At 69.8% G+C, this 6,586-nt stretch carries 5 protein-coding genes; 4 read left to right on the top strand and 1 reads right to left on the bottom strand.

Annotated features, from left to right (window positions below):
• The coding region (locus IBX62_03505; GenBank protein ID MBE0476148.1) for a serine/threonine-protein phosphatase at positions 1-638 on the top strand (638 nt) is incomplete at its 5' end.
• Between the two features lie 183 nt (positions 639-821).
• Here the strand turns inward: IBX62_03505 and IBX62_03500 are convergent.
• Positions 822-2,111, bottom strand: coding sequence for a PAS domain S-box protein (locus IBX62_03500; GenBank protein ID MBE0476147.1), 1,290 nt, complete (start codon positions 2,109-2,111; stop codon positions 822-824).
• Between the two features lie 269 nt (positions 2,112-2,380).
• On the opposite strand from IBX62_03500, the gene IBX62_03495 reads away from it, so the two are divergent.
• The 3 genes from IBX62_03495 (at position 2,381) to IBX62_03485 (ending at position 6,584) form a co-directional block, all read left to right on the top strand.
• Positions 2,381-2,554, top strand: a complete 174-nt coding sequence (locus tag IBX62_03495) for a hypothetical protein (protein MBE0476146.1) — start codon at positions 2,381-2,383, stop codon at positions 2,552-2,554.
• A 152-nt stretch (positions 2,555-2,706) separates the two neighbouring features.
• A complete protein-coding gene (locus tag IBX62_03490) occupies positions 2,707-4,236 on the top strand; it encodes a phenylacetate--CoA ligase family protein (protein MBE0476145.1) in 1,530 nt (509 codons plus the stop codon).
• A 62-nt stretch (positions 4,237-4,298) separates the two neighbouring features.
• Positions 4,299-6,584, top strand: coding sequence for a SpoIIE family protein phosphatase (locus tag IBX62_03485; protein MBE0476144.1), 2,286 nt, complete (start codon positions 4,299-4,301; stop codon positions 6,582-6,584).
• The last annotated feature ends 2 nt before the right edge of the window (positions 6,585-6,586 follow it).

The raw sequence follows: 6,586 nt of genomic DNA, 5'->3' as shown, positions 1-6,586 counted from the left end.
TCGAACTCGTGCTCGTGGCGTCCGACCTCATCGCCTGGACGAAGCGGCTGGGGCTGCCCCAGGTGATACAGGGAGTCCGCGTCTCCCACGGCTATCGGGCGTCCTCCGAGCTCGCCAGGATAGGAGGCGATTTCTACGACGTCTTCGGTGTCGGCGAACGGCGCATCGCGTTCCTGCTCGGAGACGTCTCCGGCAAAGGGCTCACTGCCGCGGCGACCACAATGCAGGTCAAGAGCACGATCCGGGCGCTCGCCCACGATGGTGCCGATCCTGGGGAGGTGTTGCGGCGGGCGAACGTCGTGCTGAGCCGCGACCTCGAGGAGGGCCAGTTCGTGACGGCCGTGCTCGGGGTGCTGGACACGACAGAAGGCACGGTCGCCCTCGTTTCCGCCGGCCACGAGCTGCCCGTCGTGTGCTCCGCGGGGGCTGCGGACTGGTCGGCTTGCCCGCCAACCTTCCGCTCGGGGTCGAACCGGATACCCTGTTCGACCTCGTCGAGCTACGGCTCGGACACGGGGAGGGGCTCGTTCTCTACACGGACGGCGTCGTCGACGCCACACGTGGCGGCGAGCCCTTCGGCCGGGAACGCCTGCGCCGGCTCGTCGAGCGCTCGGGTGCAGGGGACGCGCGCCGGCTGAGCGACGAGATCATGGCGGCGGTCCTCGAGTACGCCGCAGGACGGCTCGCCGACGACGTGGCGATCCTGGGTCTCGAGTACGTCGGGAGGGCCGAGGACGAGGGGCGCTAGGCTGGCCAGCGGTGGCGCCGGCTGCCCGCGCCGCCGCCGGATCGCCACATCCGGTGCCCCGCGCCTGCCGCGGTCACTCGCGCGCCATCTCCAGGACGACGGTGGTGTTGCCGGGTTGCGTGGTGAGCATCACCCGCTCGCAGAGCTCGAGCATGATCGTGAAGCCCATGCCCAGCGACGGCTTGGTGGAGAACCCCGCCGTCAGGGTCGCCTTCGGAAGGTAGCGGAAGTCGATGCCGGGTCCTTGGTCGAAGATCGAGACCTGGAGGCAGCCGTCCTGCCGGAGCAGACGGTACGTCCCGCCGCCGGCGTGCTTGACCGCGTTGGTGAGCGCCTCGCCGGAAGCCAGCACGACATCGTTCAGGGGGATCCCGGGGAAGGCGTCGCCGACGATCGCCCGTATGACGTGCCTGGACTCGGCGAGCTCCTCGAACGACCTCACTCGCATCCCCGGGGACAGCGGTTCCCCCAAGGAGCGCTCGACCTCGTCGGGCGTCATCAGCACGAGCCGTCCCCCGGTCACCGCCGCGATCACGTCGGTGTACGCGCGCCGGATCGCCCGGTCCTTCTCGCGCAACGCTTCCTCGGCTCGCTTCCTCCCGCTGACGTCGCGCACGGTGGCGACCACCCTGTCGCGCTCACCGAGCGCCACGTGCTTCAGGTTCACCTCGACCCAGAACTGTCGCCCGCTCCTGTCCTTGGCGAGCCACTCGAAGAGTTGCGGCTCGCCCGCGGCCGCCTTCCGGACGCGCTCGACCGCCCGTCCGATCGTGTACGGCGGCACGTCGGCGCTGAGATCCGCAACCGTGCGTTGGCGGGCCTCGTCCGGGGTGTAGCCGTACATCTCCGTCGTCTTCCGGTTCACGTCGAGGATCGCGCCGGTCTCGGCGTCGTGGACGAAGATGGCGTCGTTGACCGCGTTGAACAGAGCGTGGTAGTTCGCCTCGCTGCGCCGCAGCGCCTGCTGCGCGACCCTGTCCCGCGTGATGTCGCTGAACACCACGATCGCGCTCGTCACGACGCCGTCTTCGACGAGCGGCGTCACCACGAGCGACACGGGGAACGTCGAGCCGTCCTTGCGCACGAAGGTCTCGTCGTCGGAGCGGTACGGCGCGCCGCTGCGGGCGACCTCGAGCACCCGGCACTTCTCGAGCGCGGAGGGCACCGGCGGCTCGCCCGACTTGTGGATGACCTCGTGTACGTTCGTCGTGCCGAGGAGGTCGTCCTCCGTCCAGCCCAGCAGCCGCTCGGCGGTGGCGTTCATGAACACGAGCCGGCACGCGCCGTCCACGACGAAGATGCCCTCGTCCAGCGCCGAGGTCACCTCGCGCAGCGTATCCTCGCCGGTCGTGCGCCGATCCATGGGTCCCGCTCCCTCGGTCGGCCGGTCATCTGCCAATACCCCTCTTCGTCGCCGACCAACGGGGCGGTCCGTCGATGCCGGGCAGCTATGCGTGCCGGGTACCCGCACCCGGAGGGTAGGAAGCATCGACGGCATCCGAACCGGGGAGGAGGGCGCATGGCCAAGGACGAGCATCGCCCCAGGCGCGTCGGCGTGCTCGCTGCCGTGCTCGCGGCGCTCGCGTTGGCCGCCCCGCGCTGTGGCTCCGGCAACCTGCCGGCGCGCGGCTGGTGCAGGTCGAGTGCTACCGCTGTCATCGGCCGTCGGAGGTCCACGACGCGCGCAAGGACCGGCGCGGCTGGGAGTCCACCGTGCGCCGAATGGAGGCACACGGCATGGACGTGATGCCCGAGGAGCGGGAGACGATCGTGGAGTGGCTGGCGGAGACCCAGCCGCTCGAGTGAGGACGCGGCCCCGCGCCGCGGCCGATCCGCCGTCCCCGGTCGTGTGACGTCCGTCGCACAGTCTTCGCGCCGGCGTGCCGATTCCGACGTATGCCCGGGTTCGCCTGCGGGCGACTTCGGCATGCACCCACCCCGGGTGCAGGGAGGACGCCATGTCGGTCCGAAGGATCATCGCCTCGAACCCGGCCCTCACGCGCTTCGTCATGTCCCGCGTCTCCCCATCGGTGCATGAGCGCCGGGGGGCGGCCTACGCACGGCGCGTCCTGCGCAGTGCGCTGGAGCGGACTCGAGCCTACCCGGCGTTCCTCACGGACAACGGCGTCGACCCCGAAGCGGCGTCGTGGGAGCGCTTCGGCGACCTGCCGCTCACGACGAAGCGCACGTTCATCGACCGCTACTCCCTGGCGGACCGGTGCGTGGGTGGTCGGATCAGCCGCACGTACGTCATCGAGAGGAGCTCGGGGGTTTCCGGTGGCTGCTACTACTGGCCCAGGCTGCCCGAGCAGGACAGGGACCTCGTGTCCCAGGTGGACATGGGCTTTCGCATGTACTACCGGATCCATGAGGTCCCCACGCTGTTCATCTCGACCTTCGCGCTCGGGACGTGGGTGGGGGGCGTGAAGATGGCGACGATCCTCAGGGACATCGCGCTCTCGGGCAAGTACCCCGTCACGGCCATCACTCCCGGCGTCAACATCGAGGAGATCCTCCAGATCGTGCGAGACCTCGCCCCGGCCTACGAGCAGACGGTCATGTTCGGGTACCCGCCGTTCCTCAAGGAGGTGCTCGACCGGGGAGCGGCCACGGGGATCCGGTGGGAGCGCTACAACGTCCGCCTCGGCACGACCGGCGAAGGCTTTCCCGAGGAGTGGCGGGACCGCGTCGTGAAGATGCTCGGCAGGGACCCCGACACCGACCTCCTCGGGATCATGGGAGGCTACGGAGCGGCGGACCTGGGAGCGAGCGTGGCGCAAGAGTACCCGCTCACGGTGCTCGTCCGGCGGCTGTGCATGCACGACGTCCAGCTGTCCCGCGACTTGTTCGGTTCCGAGTCGCCCCCCGACCTGTTCCAGTACGATCCGGGCTCCGCGTACGTGGAGCGGATCGACGACGAACTGATCTTCACCGTCGACTCGGCGACCCCGCTGGTGCGCTACGCGATCCACGACCTCGGAGGCGTGATCCCGTACGAGAGCGTGACGCAGGTTCTCAGGGAGCACGGCTACGACCCGTGCGCGCTCATGGAGGAGCGTGGCTACTCGCGAGGAGACGTCTGGCGCCTGCCCTTCCTGTACTGCTACGGCCGGGCCGACGGGACGGTGGTCGTAGGCGGGGCGAACGTCTATCCCGAGAACATCATCGCGGTGCTGGCCGAGGTCGGCGACCGTGAGATCCTCGGCCACAAGCTGAGCGTCGTGGACGGGCGCTTCAGGATCGCGTTGGAGCACCGCGCTCCGGGCCTTAAGAAGAATGAAGCCGACGAAGCGGCGAAGGTGTATCATCGCGCAATAGTGGAGGGGCTTCAGCGGGTGAACAGCGAGTATCGCGATCAGTATCTCGCGAACCGGCGGATCGCGGACCCGATCGTGGAGGTCCACCCCGCGGGGAGCGGCCCCTTCGAGGCGGACGTAGGCCGACTGAAGCGGCGTTATACGACCGAGGAGCGGCCGGCCGCGGCGTAGGCATAGCCGGTGCCGGTTCGCGCTCGTCTCGCTCGGCCGCGGAGGGGGAGCGGTCTCTGCCGATGGTGAGCGCGGTCTCTTTGCTGCCGCTCGTCAGCACGGTTCTCAGCGCCGTGCTGGTGGTGGTCGCCGTCGTCGTCCCTGTCCGCCACACCCGGGTCACCGCCTTCTTCATCCTCCTGAACGTATCGGCCGTGGCATGGAGCGCCGGCTACTTCCTTCGTCTCAACGTGAGCCCGCGGCTCGACCCCGCGCTGGCGTCGCCGGGGTCGCAGGCGTACTTCGTTCTCGGCGCGCTGGTCTTAGGCGCCGCGGCGACGCCCACGTACTGGTTCCTGTTCGGGGCGGAGGCGGCGGGGTTGAGGCGCTGGACGCGCGGATGGCGGCTGGTCGCCGCGCACGTGCCGCTCGCGTTCACGTTGGCGGCAGCGCTCACGAACACGTGGCACCGGCTGTTCGTCGTCTCCCAGGCCGACACGGTGATCTACGGCCCGCTCGCCCGGATCCACCACGTGTCGGGTTCGGCGCTGGGCACGGTCGGCTTCCTGCTGTTCCTTTCGGTGCTGTGGAGGAGGCCGGAGGGACGCCAGGCCGACGTCCTCGCCCTCGGGATCACCGCGGCGATCCCGTACGCCGGCAGCGTCTTGTGGATGACGCGCGACGTCACGCATCTGGCTTCGGAGACCGTGGCCCAGGCGCTCGCCGCGCCGGCGCTGCAGCCGATAGGCAACCTCGTGCTCGTGATCCTGGTCTTCCGCACGGGGCTGGCGGACCTCATACCCGTCGGCCTCCTCCGGACCATCATGGAGAACACCGACGCCCACCTCGCCTATCTCGACGCGCGCCTCGACTTCGTCGCGGCGAACTCCACCTTCCAGGCCCGTGTCGGGCTCACCGAGGGACAACTCCGCGGGCGCCACCTGTCCGAGGTGGTCCGCAACGCGGATGTGCTCGCCACCGCCGAACGGGCGAGAGAGCTCAGATCTTCCGCGGAGTATCGGAGCTGGCCCGACGCGCTCGGCTGCGACGACCAGGCCGGCACGTCGTACTGGAACTGGAGCCTGCGGCCCGTCATGAACAAAGGCCGGCTTCGGGGCTTCGTCTTCTCGGTCGCCGACGTGACCGAGGAGGTGCTGCACGGCCGGTACGCCGCGGCACTGAGCAGCCTCACCCGGCGGCTCCATTCCACGTTCGACGCCGAGAGGGTACTGCCGCCGATCATCGCGTCAGCGGCGAAGCTGCTGAAGGCCGACGCCTCGGCGCTCGTCCTGGGCACCGAGCGCCGTTGGTCGTGGGTGCCGCGCTGCGAAGCGCGGCAGCCGGCGTTCGAGCCGTTCGAGCCGGCCGATTGGCCCCACATCCGCATGGCCGTGGAGCTGCGACGCCCGGTGGTGGTTCCCGACGCGCGACGGGACCCCCTCTTCGCCGAAGGAGGGATGGCCGCTCAAGGCATGCGCAGGATGCTGGCCGTCCCGCTGCTCGTGAACGGCTCGCTCGCCGGCGTGATAGCGTTCGCCGGCGCCGCTCCCGGGGACTACTCGCCGGCCCAGCTCGCCTTCGTGCACGAGCTCGCGCGGGCGGCCGCGATCGCCTTCCAGAACTCGAGGCTGTACCACTCGGAGCGGCGGATCGCGGAGACGTTGCAGGACGCGATGCTGCAGCCGCCGCAGCGGATAGAGGGTCTGGACATCGCCCACGGGTATCGCACGGCCAGCGAGCTGGCCCGCGTAGGCGGGGACTTCTACGACGTGTTCGAGACGGACGGGCAGGTGGCGTTGCTCATCGGCGACGTCTCCGGCAAGGGAGTGGAAGCCGCGGCGCTCACCTCGATGGTCAAGAACGTGGTGCGGTCGGAGACGATGGAGGGCGCCTCTCCCTCCCGCATCCTCGCTACCGCCAACGATTCCCTCAGGCGGCGCTTGGAGATCGGCTCCTTCGTCACGGTCTTCCTCGGCATGCTGGAGCTCGAGAGCGGCTCGTTGCGCTACGCCTCCGCCGGTCACCCCGGACCGTTCGTGCTGAGAGGGACGGGCGGCGTGGAGCGTCTCCAGAGGAGCGCCGGCCTGCTCGGGGTCTTCGAGGGGATGGAGTATCCCGGGCGGGAGACCGCCCTCGAGCGCGGTGACCTGCTGCTGATGTACACGGACGGCCTCGTGGAGACGCGCAGGTCCGGCGGTCCCGTCGAGGAGGACCTCGAGCCCCTGCTGGTGACACTGTCCGCGCAGGAACCTCGGGAGGTCGTGGACGCGGTGATGCGCCACGCCATAGACGCGTGCGGCGGTGAGCTCAAAGACGACGTGGCGGTGCTGGCGATCAGGCTCGGTCCCGCCGCGTCAGGACAGCAGTGAGC

The sequence above is a fragment of the Coriobacteriia bacterium genome, from assembly GCA_014859305.1.
In the GTDB taxonomy this organism is placed as follows: domain Bacteria; phylum Actinomycetota; class Coriobacteriia; order Anaerosomatales; family Kmv31; genus Kmv31.
The sequence above is the reverse complement of the archived record's forward strand: the minus strand, read 5'-3'. Positions and strand labels throughout refer to the sequence as shown.

Bases quoted from the DNA above. Each gene is read 5' to 3' on its own strand.
- IBX62_03500 (MBE0476147.1), bottom strand. From the start codon at position 2,111: ATGGATCGGCGCACGACCGGCGAGGATACGCTGCGCGAGGTGACCTCG.
- IBX62_03490 (MBE0476145.1), top strand. From the start codon at position 2,707: ATGTCGGTCCGAAGGATCATCGCCTCGAACCCGGCCCTCACGCGCTTC.
- IBX62_03485 (MBE0476144.1), top strand. From the start codon at position 4,299: ATGGTGAGCGCGGTCTCTTTGCTGCCGCTCGTCAGCACGGTTCTCAGC.